Origin of the sequence: Steroidobacter sp. (assembly GCF_016790065.1) — a bacterium.
Lineage (GTDB): Bacteria > Pseudomonadota > Gammaproteobacteria > Steroidobacterales > Steroidobacteraceae > Steroidobacter.
Genome location: NZ_JAEUPY010000382.1, coordinates 1 through 14,885 on the forward strand (window position 1 = coordinate 1; position 14,885 = coordinate 14,885).

The following is a 14,885-nucleotide window of genomic DNA, read 5'->3' on the forward strand; positions in this document are numbered from 1 at the left end:
CTCGTTGTTCTGCAGGTGGGCCTTTGCTAGCGCACGCTGGACCGGCACAGAGTTCGGTTGATCGCGTAGTACCGAGCGCAGATCTGCAATGGCAGCCGGAGCATCGCCACGAGTCAGCGCTAAATTGCCACGCAAGATCAACGCGTCGTTGTCGCGTGGATTTTCCTTCAACACTGCGTCGATGAGCGGTATCGCGGTAGCGACATCCTGCTGCTGCAACAGCAACGCGGCCAAGCGATTGCGTGCCGTCAAACCATCCGGCCGAGTCTGCTCGGCTTCGATGACCTCGCGATAAACTCTTTGCGCCGCTTCAGGCTTGCGTTGTGACTCGTAGAAGCGCGCCAACGCCAGCTGCATCGACGCTCCATCCTTCTCATCGGCTGCGAACTTCTTCAACTCAGCTTCGGCCTTGTCGGCGCCACCGTGCGCGGCTAGCAAATCGGTCAGTGCAACCTTTGCTTCGGTGTTATCAGGCTTGGATGCGATGGCATCGCGCAGAGTCTGTTCTGCGCCGGCCACATTCTTGGTCAACATCTGGAATCGCGCCAACCGATACCGATGCGACAAGTCCTCGGGCTGCAACTCGATGACCTTACGCAGCTGAACCTCGGCTTCCGGCATCTGCTTGTGGGCCAGCAACAGATCAGCGAGCACGACGCGCAGATCAACGCTGTTCGGTACGCGCTCAATCCCTGCAGTGACGACTTCAATTGCCTTGTCGCTACGCGCGTTCTGACGATACAACGAAGCGAGTAATGCGATGGCGTACTCATCTTCGGGCGCGAGCTGCGTCGCTGCCTCGGCATCTTCAAACGCACCCGGCACATCGCCCTGCTGCGCTTTCGCGGCACCTCGTGCCGTCAACAGTTGTGCGTTCTTGGGATCCTGTTCCAACCCAGGCGTCACCAACTCCATGGCGCGATCAGGCAGACCGCCCAGCAAATACAAACGCGCCATCGCGGCACGCGACAGCATGTGATTCGGGTCCTGATCGATGGCCGCTTGATAGTGGCCGAGCGCCTCACGCGGATTGTTGAGCTTCTCTGAGATGCGGCCCAGCTGATAGCGCGCGTTGACGTCGTTCGGCTCGATCTGCAAAGCATTACGAAACTCGACGCGCGCCTTCTCGTAGTTGCGCTCGGCGAGATAGCTCTCGCCCTTTTCCACATAACGCGCCTTGCGTTGCTCGACGCCGCCGCACCCCGCCATCAGACTGGCGATCACTGCCGCGCTTACTAATTTGCTGAGGGTGTTCACTGGGCACCGAGTGGTTTTTATCACTTCGGTGACGAGCGTATGCCCAGCAGTTGACGACCCGATGACAACGCCGTGGATTGTTTCAGAACCCGCCGTGCAATGAAGTCACCGCCAGATAGACGAGCGCGGCGAGGCTTGGCACGCGCCACCAGTACGCCGCCGCACCGAACAGCGTCTCCACGCCATACATCAGCACCACCAGCTTGGCGATGCTCTCGCCCACCGTCGCCGAACTCACGACCGAGCCTGGCAAGTTCGGTACGGCAACGGCGATAAAGATGACCAGGATGTCCAGCGGCGTAACACGAAAGCGGCCATCGCTCGCCAGCCGAAACCGTATGACAACTGCAATCGCCAGGCCGACGAACAGCGCCACTTGCAAGCCCATTTGCTGTTCCAAGAACGTGGTCGCCTGACGATCGAAATACACCGCCATGACCAGCGCGACAAACACCGCCGCCTTCAGCACCCAGCCGGCGTCGGCTTGCCGCCAACGTGTGGCCATCAATCCCAACATGCCCAGCGCGACACACGCGGCCATGATCTTCACGTCGCTGCTGGCTTCCGGGCTGACCAAGCCGACCGAAACGACGTACGCCGAGATGCCAACAATCAACGTCAACAACGACCAACGCGGCAAACGGCTTGGCGCACGCAGCCACGCGACACTGCGGCTGACTCGGGTCACACCGACGGTGCCGTTGCGATTCGGCGGCCGCAACCGCCAACGAGTCGTCGTCGCCAGCTGCAATAAACCGATGGTCAGCAACGACAACGCGGCGAACAACGCGATGATGGTCAGATCGGACTCATAACGCAGATACCACGCGGTGACGAACAGACTGGCCTGCAACAGGTAAATGCCCATCACGGCCTCGTGATGATCGAAGCCTAGCGCCAGCAACCGATGATGGATGTGGTTGCGGTCTGCTTGCAGCGGCGAACGGCCTTCCAGCATTCGCTGCGTCATCACCATCAACGTATCGATGATGGGAATGCCCAGTAGCAGCAACGGCAATGCCGAGCTGAGCGGCGTCGATTCATCTTGTGTCAACACCACCGCCAATACGGCTGCCGAGAATCCCAGGATCTGGCTACCGCCGTCGCCCATGAACACTCGCGCCGGATGTGTGTTGTAGCGAAGGAAACCGAGGATGGCGCCGACGATGACAATCGCCACCACGCCCACGAACGGCGCCCCCGACGTGAACGCCAGCAACGCGAGCGCCGACAATGACAGCAAGGTGGTGCCACCCGCCAAACCGTCCAGGCCATCGGCAAGATTGATGGCATTGGTGACGCCGATCAGGAATACGAACGTCAACGGCCAGGCGATCCAGGAAGGCAGTTCGTGACGTTCGGTGAGCGTCATGGTGGCAATGGTGACATCGCCCCACACCATGATGATCAGCACCGCGATCACCTGGCCCAACAGCTTCGGGCCAGCGCTCAAGGTGACTCGATCGTCCCAAACGCCAAAGCCCAGCAACACCAGCACGCCGGCCAGATATGCCGGCATGGGTTGCGCGAACTCACCGGAAAGCAGTAACGCCAGCAACGTGCCCGCGGCCATGGCGATGCCGCCGACTCTGGGCACTGGAGTGGTGTGTACCTTGCGAGCTTCCGGCGCGTCGAGGAACTGCCACCGCGCAGCGGCCTGCATGAGCGGCGGGATGAGCGCCATGGTGACGCTCATCGCCAGCAGGAAGGCCAGCATCAAATCCATCGCGGCCTCAGTTCGGAACGTAGTGCTCGAGGCGCGGCGCCACCTGGCTGGCAAACTCCACCAAGCGACGATCCGCCTGCTCCACCGGCTCGCCGATGTCCAACGGCGTCACCAGGCGCACCAATGCACCGTCGGTGCGCTGCTTGGTGAGCGAGTCGACGAACAAGTACCACTTCACCAGGTACTCGTTGGTCACGACTCGTCCGCGTTGCTGAAACCAGTAGTAGACCAGCTGATTGCGATTGCCGAGTTCGATCTGCACGCGATTCACCCGCAGCGGCTTGCCTGCCACCTGCACGTCACCAACATCGACTTGGTTGAACTGAGTCATTCGCCAACCGCCACCCGGCAGACAGGATCGAGGTGAGTGCGCGGAATTGCCGGCTCGCTGCGAGTCGTACCAAGCCACATAGAAGTTCACCATCTCGCGGCCGCCGCGCATGTAGTCGGCCATGATGTAATCGTCCAGTTTCAGTGCATCCAGATAAATCTGTTCGAGCACGCTGCGACGGCCCGTCCAGCTATCTACTTGAGTTGGGAACGCGAAGAACGATTCACGCGTCGGGGTTGCTTCGGCTCGCTCAGGTGCGACCAACACGCCGACAGCGAACGCACTGACAATGAGTGAGCCGGCGATGAACGACGCCGGCACGGTGCGATGAACGGGGGCCGCATTTCTGTCGATGGGCTCAGCCGCGTCGAGTCCAAACACTTCGCGCCAAGGGCGGCGATGCTTGCCGATCTTAGCCAGCAGCATCATCTCGATGAGCAGTACACCGGCACTGGTCATGAACACTGCCCAGCCCTGGAAGTCGTGCAGAAAGCCTTCTGCCATGGACTGACCCCAGTGTTCCACCATCACGCCGATGGTGCCGATGCGGAAGCTGTTCATCAGAATGGTCACGGGAATGCTGGACACGAACAGCAATACTCGTTTCCACATCTCGACCTTGAACATGTAGGCCATGATGAAGCCCATGGTCATGAGCGGGAACAAATAGCGCAGGCCGTCGCACGCCTCAGCCACCTGCAGCTTGTAGCCGCCGAGATCGATCACGTTGCCTTCCACGAACACGCTGATGCCAAACAGGCGAATGAACCACACGCCGACCTGAGAGGAAATCAGCTGTAGCTGCGCCGAGAAGTTCTGTAGCAAGAACTCAGGCAGCGGTACCATCAGCGCCAGCAACAGTAGTGGCGCCCACAGATTCACTGACTGGCGTACGCCGATCAGCGCGAGCACCAAGCCATAGATGGCGAACAACAAACCGTACTGTTGAATCGTGTCGACCGCCGCCAGCACGCCGGCGATCTGTAGCAAGGCGCCGAAGGCAATGAGGCCGACACCCAGCCACGAGCCCTTGAATTCCATCCGCCACAGCGCCGCTCGTTGTTGCCACAGCAGATACAACGAAATCACTGGAATCAGCAGCGCGTGACTGTATTCCTCGCGGACCATCCAGGTCTCGATCATGTGACCGATGCCGGTTTGCATGGCCGCGGCTGCAACCACTGCTGCTATGGCAATGGCCGCCCAAACGTATAGCCACACGTTGACGGCTGGACGTTCTACTCTGGTAGCGGCTGGAAGTACGGTGCTCATCAGACAGGTAGCCCTTCGGCGCGTCGTAGTAGTTCACGACGCTTGCATTCGATCATGTATTCGTAGAACGCCTGCAGGGTCGCGTAAGTGAAGCCCGGGCGACCATCGAGAAAGCCGCGGCGCCACAGGTAGTAATAAAAGAACTTCACCGCCGGTCGCGCCGGCAGGCGGAAAAAGATTTCCTTGAGCGCGCGCCGACGCACATTCGGATCGCTGCTGGCGAGATCGCTCATTTTGAACGCCACCTGCTCGCGCGCCTTGATCGCTTCCACCGCTTCCATGTCGGAGTATTTGTTGTGACGGGCAATCCAATGAGCCACGCCGTGACTGAATGGATAATGATCGATGTGCGCCATCAGCTCACCGATGCTGCCATCGACCTTGGCCACGGGATTGACCAGCCGCTCGTAGCGAACTCGCTCCGGCCGAAACAAACGAATCACCCAGGTCGGATACAGCTGCGCGTGCTTGAGCCAACGTCCCATGAAGTAATCCTTGCGTCGGATTCGAAACGCCGCGTGCGCTGAGTTCGCCTTCGCCGCGGCAAGCACGTCGTTGCGCAACTCCACCGTGCAGCGCTCGTCGGCGTCCAGGTACAAGACCCAGGGGTGTTTGAACGGCACGTTGCTCACCGCCCAATTCTGATGGGCCGACCAGTTATCGAACTTGCGCTGTATCACGCGGGCGCCGGCCGCAGTCGCAATCGCGCACGTCTCATCGGTGCTGAACGAATCGAGCACCACGATGTCGTCCGACCATGCCAGCGACTTCAGGCAGTCGCGCAAATTGGTTTCCTCATTCAGCGTGAGGATCATGACGGAGACGCTCACTGCCCGCGTTACTCCGGCTTGCGCGCCACGACCACCATCGACTTCCATAGCCAGGGCAGTCGACCGGCGCCGAAAAAACCAAAGTCCACGAAACCGAACTCACTCAGCAATTGCTTGAGCGTGCGATACGACCAGAACTTGATATGGCCGCCGTCCCACAAGGCCGTGAAGTGATGGTCCAACGCTCCCGTAGCGGCCAACGCCAGATTCTTCAGGTAGCCGTGATAAGGCGTCGACAGAATCAGCGTTCCGCCAGGAGTCAACAAGCGCTGTGCCTGGCGGACGAAATCTCTGGGAGCATACAAATGCTCAATGACTTCGGTGGAGATCACCACATCCCAGTGGGTACCGAACGTCTCGCTCAGGTTCTCGTAGACCGACAGCCGCTCGACTCGAACCGAGTCGCCGCACAGCCTGCGAGCCTGAACTACGCCGGACTCGCTGGCATCGCAGCCCGACACTTCATAGCCGCTGAGCTGTAGTTTCTTTAACAGCGCGCCGTTGCCGCATCCGGCATCGAAAACCCGAGCAGACGTCGCTCGAATCGGCACACACGTGCGCAACGCCGACAGCACCACCGGCTGCAGATAGTCGTGCGAAGCCTCGGCTGTACCGCTGCTCCAGCCGTAATCCGGGATCGATGTATTGCTGGCAACTTCACTCATGACTGTCGCGGCTCTGGTCGTACTCCAATCTGGCGCGCCGGATTGCCGGCCACGATGTGCAGCGTCGGCACGTCTTTGACGACCACCGCGCGCGCCGCGACGATTGCACCTTTGCAGACGGTAATGCCCGGGCCGATGAAAGCCTCAGTGCCTATCCAAGCGTTCTCTTCGATGGTCACGGGTGGTTTCAGTAACGGCAATGCCGGATCCGAGAAATCATGAGTCCCTGCGCAGATGTGAGCGCGATACGCCACGGCCACTCCCGGGCCGATATAAACCTTGCCGAGGCTATAGATGAACGCCTCTTCGCCCACCGCCACCCAATCGCCCAGCTCCACGTTCCAAGGCATGTAGAAGCGAGTCGAGGCATAGACGTGCACCGCCTTGCCGACTTTCGCTCCGAACAATCTCAACACCATGCGCCGCCAGCCGAAACACGGCCGTGGGCTCAAGCGAATGGCAATCTCACCGACGCTCCACAGGACGCGCCGACATTGCTCTGCCCAGGAGTATTTTCGGGCCGCTCGGTTGGCTTGCGGGTTCAGCAGTTGCACCGTCACCCCAGTTAACCATCAGCCCGTAAAACTTTTGTGACAAACACGCGCTGGCCCCATTCATCGCAGCAGGTTCATTGGCGCCGCGACGAACGGCGCAGGAGCATCACCGGTGCGTGTGTTTGCCGCTCTCCGGCGCCACAGCTCCATGCCCGACGCCAGAAAGAACGCAAAGAATGAAAAGTACAACGCATAGGCAATCGGCACGGACGCAATCGCAATGGCGCCGCGAACCAACATGTAGCAATGCCAGACGAAATACGGCAGTAACAAAGCCAGCAACAGCGGATTCCTGCGCATGGCCGTTTCCCAAAGCGCCAGCACCGTCGCCCAAACCAGCGCCAACGCGATGCCCGCCCAACCGAACGACAAATACGCGTCGGTCCACAGCAGCGCCGGATAATGGAAATACACCGGCCAGTCCTCCGGCACGCCTTCCAGAATTCTGGCAATCACCACCGGCACGTCTGGAATGTCGGGCTTGTCGATATGCAACAGCTTCATGAACGGGTTGATGTAGTTCCAGCCGTAAAGGGTCAGGGACGTGAAGCCGGTGCGCTCGTCGTAGCGATCCGCCAGAGTGGTGGTCTGCAAGACGCCATACGGCATCTTGGAATCGGGGAACGCCACTTCGCCGTTCTTGTACTGACTCACGAAGATGCTCAAGGCGACCAGCAAAGCGCCAGCAAACGAGGCGTAGCGGAATAGCTTGCCGAACCGAATCCGTGTCGAAGAGTCGTCCAGCACTTGATAGAAACCCACCACGGCCAATGGCACCAGCGACAGCAGCGCGAACGAACGAACCTGCAAATGGATGGCGAAATAGACGAACGGAATACAGACCGCGAGCGCTAGCACCCACCTTCTCTGCAAAGCCAGCATCGACACCAGCGGCCCCGATGCCCATAGAAACACCACCGACCACGACGCGCCTTCGACGTAGTCGCGATACGTCATGCCCAGCGTGCTCCAGAAATACCAGAGACTACCCGCGACCCAGTACGCCAGCAGAATCCACAACAACGGTCCAAGCGCCGGAGCATTGCGCTCCAGGCGCCAGTGACCGCCCACGGTCGAACGATTCGACAACCTCCACAACAGCGCATCGGCTATCGCGAACACAGCGTTGAAGACGCATACGAACAACATGACGTTGTGGATCTCCGGACGCCCTGCCGAGACACGTTCGTCGAGAAAGCCACGAATCCAATTGACCTGCGTCTCCATCGCCACCGGCACGAAGAAGATCGCGAAGTACGTCAGCAGGAACCAAAGCACAGCCATCAACCGCCGGGCTCTAAACGCCGCGATCAACCGCCACACGCACAGCACGATGTTGGCAATCGCCAGTCCGAGATCTACGCCCATACGCGCGAACTCACGAGAGTTGTGCCGAAACGCGCGTCGTACTCGCGAAGGTGGGCCGCTGTGATCTGCCGCCAACCATATTTCTGTTCGAGATGAGCTCGGGCTTGCTTTCCCTGTCGTGCGGTCCCCACTGCATCGACCGACAAAGACAGCATGGCCTGCGCGAGTGCTGTTGGAGATTGCGGTGGCACAACCAGCCCGGTTTGGCCATCGACGATGAGTTCCGGTAACGCGCCGACCCGAGTCGCGATGGCAGGTTTGCCAAAGGCCGCCGCCAACGGAATGACTCCGGTCTGGGTGGCCGCCGCATAAGGCAGCACGACGAACCTAGAGGCCGCGAAGATCGCGCGGATTTCTTCATCGGCGACAAAACGATTGATGAGCACCACGCGATGCCGAATGTCATCGGGAATGGGCGGCACTGTGCCTGCACCAGCAATCAGCAAACGTAGCGTCGGCAACGACTGCAGCACTTCCCGAGCCGCTGAGAACAGTAGATCCAAACCCTTGTAAGGCTCGATGCGTCCGAAGAACAAGGCGGTGTGATCGCCGGCATCGAGCTGTGCCAGTTCCAACGGACACGCATTTCCCGTCGCAATTCTCTCCGTCAGCCCAACACCATGTTGGACGACGTACACGCGCTCACTGTCGACTCCGTAGCGTTCGACGAGCGCGCCGGCATGATCGCGCGAGTGCACGTGTAACGCCGCTGCCCGTCGCAGCAACCACGGCATCAGACAAGTGTCATACACGATCGTATGAACGCGGCCCCACCAAGTTCGCAGCTCGGCATGCGGACTGGGATCGTGCACCGTGGCGACGACATTCACTCCCAAGCGACCGAACTCCTGAATCAGCCCTCTGAAGGCACCGACGCGACTGACGATGTGCACCACCGCCGGCCGATATCGCTCCCGCAGCTCACGCGCCAACCTGGCCGAACGAAACGGATTGTAGTTACGCCGAATCACTCGACCCTTAGTCGATCTGTCCAGTGCTGCGCCGAGCAAGCTTCCCTTGGGTAGCCCATCGTAGGGCCCGAGTGTGTACAGCTGTGTGCGGCAATGACGAGCCAGCCCATCCGCGAGATTGCGGGCGTAGTGCGCCATGCCGCCCTTGCCTTCTCCATCGATGATCAGCACGTCGGTGGCGATCTCAATCGACGACATAAACCCGCCGCACCTTCCAGTTGAACCCGTGGGCCGCCATCATCCAGGTCAGCCCAATCGCAGACTCGAGCAATGCCGAGTCCACCGCCGACAACAAGACGATCAAGGGCCCATACATCAGCAGCACTAGGGCTACTTCTTTGCATAGCATTCTGATGAACGCCGCTCGGTCGCAGCCCGCCAAACCGAGCAACCACCCAATCTTCACCGCCAAGAACACGCCACCGCTGATCCCGAGCAGCGTGATGCCCAGTAGCGGATCTGAGCCGAGCGCACTAACCATCAAGACTGCGGCGATCAACGCCAGATATAGAATCTGCAGCACAAACTCTTCGCGTTGACGCTCCAGCACCGTCACCAGCACCGATAACGGAATGGAGATGAACCCAGCCAACAGCCAGGGAGTCAGCGCGCGGCTGTAGAGACCGGACTCGGCCCACGACGGCCCAAAGCACACCGCGAACAGCGACGACGCGAACACCGCCAACGGCACGAACGTATGTAGCGATAGGATGACGAGCGTGCGTGACAAAGCGAAGACAGTTTCAGCCAATCGCCCTTCTCGCCTGGCACCGCTCACCCGTCCCAGAAAGACTTGCGCCACGGACTGGCCGACGAATCTGGACGGCAGCTGCAGAATCCTGACGCTCAAGCCATACAGACCGGCGGCCGCCGCGCCGTGAAATGCCGCAATCAGCATGGCCGGTGCGTTGGTGGCCGCCGCATTCACCAAACTCGACGGCGCCGCAAGCAGCGGTAGTTTCTTGTGACGACGCATGAGAGCCAGCATGCGCAGGCGACCTGTACCTGAGAACGCTTGCCGCCATTGAGTCGCGCGGTCCCACAAAGGCACGATGCCGGCGCACAGACCGACGACCTGACCCGAGACCATTCCCCACCATGGCAGTCCCGCAAACGCGCCGCCCACCTGCGTGGCCGCTTGGCTAACCCCTTGCACGGTCTTCGCAGCGGCGTTGGCGCGATGTCGCTGGTTTCGAATCGCGTAGAACAACGCGATGTTGCTAACGCCGGTGAGCGCAATGACAGCGGGAATCAAAGCCCAGATCGGCGGCAGCTCGAACCAGCCCGCTTGTTCGCCCACCAATGAATAACCGAACGCCAGCAGCCAAAGCGTGCAGGCGATGAAGGCCACCGTCGCCAGCGACGCAATCATCAGCAGCACCGCTGAGCGCGTCGATTTCGGCAATGGAATAGCCAGCTCGTAGTGCAACGATGCCGTCGGCGCAAACAGTCCCACGGCCGCGGTGAAGACGGAGTAGTAGCCAATCTCCTCTGCCGTATAGACCCGCGACAGTACCGGCATGCTTAAGATAGCCAGCGCCTGACTGACCAGCGCACCCGATGTGATCAGCGCGACCATCGCGGCGCCATTGCCAGTCCCGCGCATCGCAGTCACCGGCTGACGCGGTACATGCGATACGAGCCCGCCTCGACGCGAATCGTCGCGCAGCCATTCTGTAGAGAGATGGATTCACGCTCCGGCCATGACCAGAGTTTCGCGTTTGGTCCGAGCGAATCTGCGGGACACAACGATCCTTGCGCGGCCGCCTTCTGTAAGTTACCTGCGATCAGCAACGTCTCGTCGTTACGTTGATAGCCACTGACCAGAATGTCAGCGCCTTGCACGCGAGCCAGCGGCGATTGGCGGTAGTACGCCACGAACTGAGCATCGACGATGCCGAAGCGATCCAGCTGTTCGAGACCGCGATCCACTTCCTGAACGTTGACCCACTGCGGCCACACTCCGGAATCATGCAGCAGTAGCAGCGTCATCAATTTGCGGCTCGGCCCGGCTTCCTTGATTTGAGCTTCGGGAAGCTCGGGCAGGAAGATGGGAATCAGTCCCCACTGTGCGCCGTTGAGCTCGACCCGAAAGTCAGTGAGCGTGGCGACATCCAGATAGTCCGATGTGACCTTGCCTCGGTACTGCTCGCCGTTGACCAACGCGTCCGCCGAGGAGAACGAGAATGCATTGATGCCGCCTGAGGAATGCACGATGGACAGCGTCTTCGAGCCGTTGTTACGCAACGCTGTCGAGATGGAGCGGTACACCGAGCGTTGGCCGAGCATCGGATACTCCGCCTCATTGCCGTCGCCTAGACAGCCCTTGGTTCGATAGATCTGTGCGTTGTCCATGTAGATGGCACGCAGGCTGTTGGCTTTGATGTAGTCGGTAAAAGCCTTTGTCGCAAACGACTGCCATGTCTCAGACGCCGTGCACGCATGCACGAACTCGCCGCTCCACAGATTCGACTTGAACGTGCCGTCGCCGACACCCGTTGCCCAGTGCTCCTTCTCACGCTGCCACTCGGGCGCTTCCGTCGAGATCCAGGTGGGACACAGATACGGCGCGCCGACCACACCGCCGTGCCTGAGTCTGTTGAGATAGGTGGTCGTTTGCAGCTTATTGGTCGCTGGATAGCCGAAGTAAGTAGCACCGATCTCGTTGGGCCAAATCACATACGCGTTACGGCCACGCGCCGGCGAAAGGCGCCATTCGCGCCAGCGCTGCGGCAGTGCCTTCACCGGTGTCGTGGCCAGCGCGAACTCGTGATGCCAACTACCGTCCGACTGAAATTGCGGTTGGATATTGATGGTGAGCAGCCATTCGCCCTGCGCTCTGCGCAGAGTGATAGCCCCGTCCTGCTGCGCGTTCCTCCAACCCTTCGCGTGTTCGCTGAGCCAGAACAAACCGAAGTCGTCGTTGCCCAACCAAAGAAATGGCGTGTACGGCGCGGTCAGTGTCGTGAGTCTCTGCAAGTCCACGTTGCGTTTGCCGAGCACGCCTGGACGATGCAGAAACTTAACTGCGCTGTCGGGCAGCGCGATGCTGTAGCGGATCTCAGCGGGTCGATACTGAGCGGGAATACTGTCTGCAGACAAACTGAATCGGATGAGTCCGTCCCATTCCACTGCTCCCTCGAGCATCAGCTTCGAACGGACCGGGTTATCGATAGTCAGGTTGCTGATGAATTGCGTTTGTTCGCCTTCGACAGTCATGGTCTCAGCCACATCGCCTTCGCTGAGAACCTTCTTGCCATCGATCAGCAATTCGACGGGACGACTCAGCAGATCGTTGCCATTGACCGTCAACTGACGCGGCAACCCCAGGGTCTGCAGCTCAACGTGTTTATCTCCATCCGCCGGCAAGCGCCGGTTCGGGGAGTCAGTCATCAGATTCGTTGGCGGCTTGGGGACCTGCGCCACTGTCACCGGTACCTGAGCATGCGAGGCCGCGGCCACACCCCACAGAGCCACAGCAAGCAGTGTGTACATCCGTTGCCACATGCTTCTGTTACCTGCCGACACCGCTGCTCACAGGCGAGACTCCGGACGATGCCGGCGCGACGGCCTCATAGGCACCGGTCATGCGACGAGCGATCTGGTGCCAACTGTAGTGATCTCGCGCCAGCTTGCGCGCTGCAAGTGCAGCTTGTTGTCGAGCAGCGTCGTCCTGCAAGTAACTCAGCAAAGCGGCCGCGACTTCGCCTCCGCTCAACTGCACAACCTTACCTGCGCCCGCCGAGGCGACTTCAGGAAAGTGACATTGCTCCGAGATGACCACGGGCACTGAGCACGACAAGGCCTCGATGATGGCCATGCTGAATCCCTCTTGTCGGCTTGGTAAACAGAAGCTAGCCGCGCCAGAAATTGCGGCCAACTTCTCAGCGCCATTGAGCAACCCGACAAAGTGAACCCGAGCACGCAGCCCGAGAGCTTCCACCCGACGCTGCGTATCCCGCTCGGCTCCTTCGTCCGGCCCGGCGATGACCAAATCGACGTCGGGCACCACGCCAGCGACAGTCGCGAACGCATCAACTAGGTAATCCAGTCCCTTCTTGTGATGCAGCCGGCTCAGAAACAGCACATAGCGCCGCCCTTTCAATCCCGGCACACGCTTCAGGAACAACTCCGACGCGGGCAACTTTTCGAACAGCTCCGGAAACGCTCCGTTAGGAAACACCCGGCACTCGCTCTTCAACCGCAACGGCTCGAGCAGCGCAGCCTCGTCCTCATTGAGCGCGTGAACGAACGATGCTTGATCCAGCACACGTCGCCAAACGAGCTGCAGCGCCAGCCATTTCTTCAAGCGCTTCTGGCGCAGACTCCACGGATCCAGCATTCCTCGGGGAGAAATCACCAGTTTACGTCGGGCCTGCAGAGCCGCCGTTGCCGCCGCGAGAGTGAATGGCCGCCAAACGCCGTGGACATGAATCACATCCGCGCTGCGAGCCAGGCGCTCGAACGACCGTGCCGCTGAACGCGCTTGAAAGCGTTCGATGCGGCTGTCGTGCACGCCGTGAATCTCAACACCCGCTTCGCCAGGCAAGCCCCGTCGCAACAGCGTCTCGAACTCCGCATGCTCCGACTCTCGATAGCACACGAGCACGACTTTATGGCCGAGCAACGACTGCGCTGCCGCTAGCGAGCTAGCGCTCTTCACTGGACCGCCCGCAACCGGGTTGATGGTCTCAACCGCGTGGACGATGTTCATGCGACCAGTGCCTGCGCCGGCAACGACCTCGACTCATTGCGTTGTTGATAACGCGCGATATAGCCATCCGCAGCGGTCTGAATCGAAAAGCGCGTTCTAAATGCCAACGTCTGCTCGGCATTCACCAGCACTGGGCGAAACTCTCTGATCGCCTGCGCCAACGCGCCGACATCATCCACAGGCACATAGGTAGCCGCCGGCGGCTCCAGCTCGCGCAAAGGACCAATATCAGACAGAACACAGGGCAGCCCGGCGCCGATGCCCTCGATGGCTGCCAGTGGCAGGCCTTCGATTCGGCTCGGGAACAACAATCCATCCGCCGCCAGCAACCACTGCGCAACATCCGAGCGGATGCCATGAAACACAATCGAAGGGTCGTCTTCCGCAAGCCGTTCCAACTCGTGCCGAAGCGGACCGTCGCCGAGCAGGTGCAACGTATGCCCGTCCAAGCCCTTCTCACTGCGACGCCACGCCTGGATCAGAACATCGTGCGCCTTCGGTGCGCTCGCGAGCGAATCGCCGCCCATTCGGCCGAGATGCAAGCAGTGCTGAACGTTGGGATCGAGCCCTAGACCCCGCTTGGCATTCCAGCTCAGTTCCTGATCTCGGACCGGCTGTGTGAACGACACGCCGTTGCTGACTGTAAAGAGCGGCGCATCGATCATGCTCCGATGCGTTTCCGCCGCCGCCTGGCTGACCGCAATCGACGTAGCCTCGCGATTCATGGCGTAGGCCAGCCTGGGCAGCGCTGCAGTCGGACGCTTGATGCTATGGACGGTTCTAAACAAGCGGCCCGCGAATCGTTCGCCGATACAGAGCGAAGCCGCCGCGTGAACCATTTCGGTATTAGGGGTGTGAAGATGGATCAGGTCCGGGGACGAGCGCCGTACCTGCTCGCGGTACCAAAGTATCGTCGGCCAGCGCACTTTGACTTGTGGCCCCAACGCGATCTCGATGCCACGGTCGCTCAGCGCGCGTTGCATCTCCAACCCAACCTCATCGGTACGCGAACTCAGCGCCCACACAGCCACATCGAAGCCGCGGGCCTTCAGTTCGAAACACAGCTCGACCACGAAGCGCTCGGCACCGCCGGCGATGAAAGCACCGATGACATGCACGATCCGCCGAGGATTGGAAACGGAAGCGCCGCTTGGCGTCGTGCGCATTATTGTTTGGCCTGCAGCTGTCACACGGGAG

The 14,885-nt window shown here is 60.3% G+C and carries 12 protein-coding genes; all 12 read right to left on the reverse strand.

Features of this window, described 5'->3' with window-relative positions:
* On the reverse strand, positions 1-1,257 hold a 1,257-nt coding region (locus JNL55_RS15655; protein ID WP_293855237.1), incomplete at its 3' end, for a tetratricopeptide repeat protein.
* An 82-nt stretch (positions 1,258-1,339) separates the two neighbouring features.
* Positions 1,340-2,983 carry a glycosyltransferase family 4 protein gene (locus JNL55_RS15660; RefSeq protein WP_293855240.1) on the reverse strand — a complete coding sequence of 548 codons (1,644 nt, stop codon included), beginning with the start codon at positions 2,981-2,983 and terminating at the stop codon, positions 1,340-1,342.
* Positions 2,984-2,990: 7 nt separating this feature from the next.
* Positions 2,991-4,586 (reverse strand): VPLPA-CTERM-specific exosortase XrtD, encoded by a 1,596-nt coding sequence (gene xrtD / locus JNL55_RS15665; protein ID WP_293855243.1) that lies wholly within the window; start codon positions 4,584-4,586, stop codon positions 2,991-2,993.
* Positions 4,586-5,416 carry a glycosyltransferase family 2 protein gene (locus JNL55_RS15670; RefSeq protein ID WP_293855246.1) on the reverse strand — a complete coding sequence of 277 codons (831 nt, stop codon included), beginning with the start codon at positions 5,414-5,416 and terminating at the stop codon, positions 4,586-4,588. Before JNL55_RS15670 ends, xrtD begins: the two co-directional genes overlap by 1 nt.
* An 8-nt stretch (positions 5,417-5,424) precedes the next feature.
* Positions 5,425-6,081, reverse strand: coding sequence for a class I SAM-dependent methyltransferase (locus JNL55_RS15675; RefSeq protein ID WP_293855249.1), 657 nt, complete (start codon positions 6,079-6,081; stop codon positions 5,425-5,427).
* Complete coding sequence (locus tag JNL55_RS15680) at positions 6,078-6,635, reverse strand: hypothetical protein (protein WP_293855252.1); 558 nt, start codon at positions 6,633-6,635, stop codon at positions 6,078-6,080. Before JNL55_RS15680 ends, JNL55_RS15675 begins: the two co-directional genes overlap by 4 nt.
* 60 nt (positions 6,636-6,695) lie before the next feature.
* The gene (locus JNL55_RS15685) at positions 6,696-8,003 is read right to left on the reverse strand and encodes a hypothetical protein (protein WP_293855255.1); all 1,308 of its coding nucleotides are present in this window, start codon (positions 8,001-8,003) and stop codon (positions 6,696-6,698) included.
* The gene (locus JNL55_RS15690) at positions 7,994-9,172 is read right to left on the reverse strand and encodes a glycosyltransferase family 4 protein (protein ID WP_293855258.1); all 1,179 of its coding nucleotides are present in this window, start codon (positions 9,170-9,172) and stop codon (positions 7,994-7,996) included. Before JNL55_RS15690 ends, JNL55_RS15685 begins: the two co-directional genes overlap by 10 nt.
* Entirely contained in the window at positions 9,159-10,580 is a 1,422-nt protein-coding gene (locus tag JNL55_RS15695) for a lipopolysaccharide biosynthesis protein (RefSeq protein WP_293855261.1), read from the reverse strand. The genes JNL55_RS15690 and JNL55_RS15695 overlap by 14 nt, the downstream gene beginning before the upstream one ends.
* A gap of 5 nt (positions 10,581-10,585) precedes the next feature.
* Positions 10,586-12,481 carry a hypothetical protein gene (locus JNL55_RS15700; protein WP_293855264.1) on the reverse strand — a complete coding sequence of 632 codons (1,896 nt, stop codon included), beginning with the start codon at positions 12,479-12,481 and terminating at the stop codon, positions 10,586-10,588.
* Positions 12,482-12,488: 7 nt separating this feature from the next.
* On the reverse strand, positions 12,489-13,688 hold the full coding sequence (locus JNL55_RS15705; protein ID WP_293855267.1) for a glycosyltransferase: 1,200 nt from the start codon (positions 13,686-13,688) through the stop codon (positions 12,489-12,491).
* Entirely contained in the window at positions 13,685-14,854 is a 1,170-nt protein-coding gene (locus tag JNL55_RS15710; protein ID WP_293855270.1) for a glycosyltransferase, read from the reverse strand. Before JNL55_RS15710 ends, JNL55_RS15705 begins: the two co-directional genes overlap by 4 nt.
* Positions 14,855-14,885: the final 31 nt, after the last annotated feature.

What these genes read in the sequence shown, in the direction of transcription:
- JNL55_RS15660 (WP_293855240.1), bottom strand. Translation starts at nt 2,983, where the DNA reads ATGGATTTGATGCTGGCCTTCCTGCTGGCGATGAGCGTCACCATGGCG.
- xrtD (WP_293855243.1), bottom strand. Translation starts at nt 4,586, where the DNA reads ATGAGCACCGTACTTCCAGCCGCTACCAGAGTAGAACGTCCAGCCGTC.
- JNL55_RS15675 (WP_293855249.1), bottom strand. Translation starts at nt 6,081, where the DNA reads ATGAGTGAAGTTGCCAGCAATACATCGATCCCGGATTACGGCTGGAGC.
- JNL55_RS15685 (WP_293855255.1), bottom strand. Translation starts at nt 8,003, where the DNA reads ATGGGCGTAGATCTCGGACTGGCGATTGCCAACATCGTGCTGTGCGTG.
- JNL55_RS15690 (WP_293855258.1), bottom strand. Translation starts at nt 9,172, where the DNA reads ATGTCGTCGATTGAGATCGCCACCGACGTGCTGATCATCGATGGAGAA.
- JNL55_RS15695 (WP_293855261.1), bottom strand. Translation starts at nt 10,580, where the DNA reads ATGCGCGGGACTGGCAATGGCGCCGCGATGGTCGCGCTGATCACATCG.
- JNL55_RS15700 (WP_293855264.1), bottom strand. Translation starts at nt 12,481, where the DNA reads ATGTGGCAACGGATGTACACACTGCTTGCTGTGGCTCTGTGGGGTGTG.
- JNL55_RS15705 (WP_293855267.1), bottom strand. Translation starts at nt 13,688, where the DNA reads ATGAACATCGTCCACGCGGTTGAGACCATCAACCCGGTTGCGGGCGGT.
- JNL55_RS15710 (WP_293855270.1), bottom strand. Translation starts at nt 14,854, where the DNA reads ATGCGCACGACGCCAAGCGGCGCTTCCGTTTCCAATCCTCGGCGGATC.